This window comes from Nitrospinaceae bacterium (genome assembly GCA_018669005.1).
Taxonomy (GTDB): Bacteria; UBA8248; UBA8248; order UBA8248; family UBA8248; genus UBA8248.
The window spans coordinates 1-2,321 of sequence record JABJAL010000061.1 but is presented as its reverse complement, the minus strand read 5'-3'; the positions used below and the strand labels follow the sequence as shown (position 1 = coordinate 2,321).

Genomic DNA, 2,321 nt, shown 5'->3' with positions numbered 1-2,321 from the left:
TCATGGTCTGGAGAGGCGCGAGGTTGCCGTTGTGGCCGTTTAGAAAAAATATTTTTTTGAATCCCCCGCGCACAAAACAGTCAGCAATATCAGAAATACAATTCATAAAGGTTTGTGGCTTAAAGCTGATCGTTCCCGGAAAAGTCTGCCATGTCTCCGAATAGCCATATGGCAGAGGCGGCGCCACCAGACAGCCAGTGCGCTCGGCCACCGCCTGGGCAATTTCGTAGGCGCTCAATATATCGGTTTTAAGCGGAAGGTGGGGACCATGCTGCTCAGTCGAGCCCACAGGCTGAATCACCACCGGGTTTTGGGGAAGCATGTCTCGAATTTCCATCCACGTCATTTCGTTTAAAAGCATAGCAAGCGCTCCTCATTCCTTAGGAATCGGGCGGCGCCTCCTCCGTGCACTTCGAAATTGCGGAAGCGAATGCCCCCGATCGCCGCCCGTGTTAAAATAAGAAAATATCCAGAACCACAAGATATATGGCACAGAGCAAAGAGCCAACTCGGCAAATGTGAGTTCGAGCTATCGGGAGGAATCAACTGAAATGACAGCTATACCAGACGCAAACGAGGCCGCACAAAAAAATCTCGAGAGCTTCACCCGGCGGGCGGCAAAATTCACCCAAAAAACCGGGGGGCAAACGCTCGTTCCGTTGCGCGAGGTCCTTGAGGGAATTGCTTTCCCCGCCGGGGGGTGGGCCGCGGATTTTGGAATTGGCACTGGCAACTCGGCCATCCCCTTCATTGAGGCCGGTGGCCGCGTCATCGGCGTGGACATCACCCCCGCAATGGCCCTGACGGGGAAAAAGCGCCTGGCAGACGAGGGCCTTGGGCATGGCGCACACTTCACCATCGCGCTCTGCGAGCAAACCCCCATCCCGGACGCTGCTGTGGACTGCGCCATTTGCCGAAACGTTTTTCATCATCTAGCCAACCCGGATGATGTCGTGCGCGAAATGTCGCGTGTCGTCCGCCCCGGCGGCCATGTCATCGTGATGGATCACTGTTATCCCGACAGCGACGTCGAGCGTGCGCGCATCGAGGAGATTGATCATATCCGCGAGCCCGAGATGGTTCGCATCCTTTCACCCAAGGATTTTCGGGGAATTTACGCGGCGTGCGGCCTTGAGGTTACCGAGGTCGAAACGATGAACAGACGGGACACTTTCGACAACTGGATCTCAGGCGCCGAGACCGGCGAGGCAACCATACGAGAAGTCCGCGAGGGGGTGGAGCGCCTGCGCGACGAGGGCGGGGAGAGTTGGCTGCTGCCCGAGGGCGAGGGAGACGATCTCTCCCTTCTTAGATGGGACGCCATCGTGGTCGGGAAAAAGCTCTAACATCTGAACCCAAAATCTATGCGCCAAATATTTTAATATTTCTAAAAACATAAGGAGCCGCATAATGAGCAAACCGGTGCGAAGAATACTCACAGGGCATAACGAGGAGGGCGAGTCGGTAATACTTGAAGACCAGGAAAATCCGAATGACGTGGAAATCAAGGGCATCTCCGGCTTCATCTGGCATGAGCTTTGGGCGACGGACGGCGCTCCCACCTCGAACGAGGGAAACGCCGACGCTGCTGACAGGCCACTTAGTCTTGCGCCCCCCGATACGGGAAATGTTTTTCGAATTATCGACATGCCGCCCGACTCGGTGCGCTTTGGGGACGGGGTGGACAAAAACAACACCACTTCCCAGTACGGCGGGAGCGATGCATACGCGGCAGGGGCCGCAAGTCGCCATCCCGGCTTTCATAAAACGCGAACCGTCGATTACGCCATCATCCTGGAGGGTGAGGTCTATGCCATGATGGATGTCGGCGAGACGAAGATGGGCCCCGGCGATGTACTCATCCAGCGAGGGACGAACCACGCCTGGTCCAACCGGAGCGATGCACCGTGCCGTATCGCATTCATCCTAATCGACGCCGAGGCGCTGCCCGAATAATCGGCGCTCCACAGACAAATCAACGAAATATTTTAAACGGAGACTACAATGAACTCTGAGGCCGATGCGTTAATCAAGAAGATCAAATCCTCACGTGGCTGGATACTCCCCGAGCAGGAGTTCATGGCCCGCCGCGACATCGATTTTTATCAGCGACACAATGAAAAACTCGATCACTTCATGACGCGCGAGGGCGCTCTTTCGAAAAAAGTCCTCGAACTTCTCTTTATCGTTGCGCTTTGCGTCCGGCTACCGGCAGAGGAATCTCAGACTTACATCAAAAATCACATCCACCAAGCCTTCGAGCACGGCGCAACCGAACAGGAGATATTAGAGGCCGTCGAACTCGTAATATTCCCCGGCGG

At 55.5% G+C, this 2,321-nt stretch carries 4 protein-coding genes; 3 read left to right on the top strand and 1 reads right to left on the bottom strand.

What is annotated here, in order from left to right; translation table 11 throughout:
* The coding region (locus HOJ95_08170) for a creatininase family protein (protein ID MBT6394667.1) at positions 1 to 361 on the bottom strand (361 nt) is incomplete at its 3' end.
* 190 nt (positions 362 to 551) lie between these two features.
* Here HOJ95_08170 and HOJ95_08165 point away from each other — a divergent pair.
* The 3 genes from HOJ95_08165 to HOJ95_08155 all read left to right on the top strand — a co-directional run.
* The gene (locus tag HOJ95_08165; GenBank protein MBT6394666.1) at positions 552 to 1,346 is read left to right on the top strand and encodes a class I SAM-dependent methyltransferase; all 795 of its coding nucleotides are present in this window, start codon (positions 552 to 554) and stop codon (positions 1,344 to 1,346) included.
* A gap of 64 nt (positions 1,347 to 1,410) precedes the next feature.
* Positions 1,411 to 1,956 carry a cupin domain-containing protein gene (locus HOJ95_08160; GenBank protein ID MBT6394665.1) on the top strand — a complete coding sequence of 182 codons (546 nt, stop codon included), beginning with the start codon at positions 1,411 to 1,413 and terminating at the stop codon, positions 1,954 to 1,956.
* A 48-nt stretch (positions 1,957 to 2,004) separates the two neighbouring features.
* Positions 2,005 to 2,321: hypothetical protein (locus HOJ95_08155; protein MBT6394664.1), on the top strand; the 317-nt coding region annotated here is incomplete at its 3' end.

Coding starts and splice junctions, on each gene's coding strand:
- HOJ95_08165 (MBT6394666.1), top strand. CDS start 552: ATGACAGCTATACCAGACGCAAACGAGGCCGCACAAAAAAATCTCGAG.
- HOJ95_08160 (MBT6394665.1), top strand. CDS start 1,411: ATGAGCAAACCGGTGCGAAGAATACTCACAGGGCATAACGAGGAGGGC.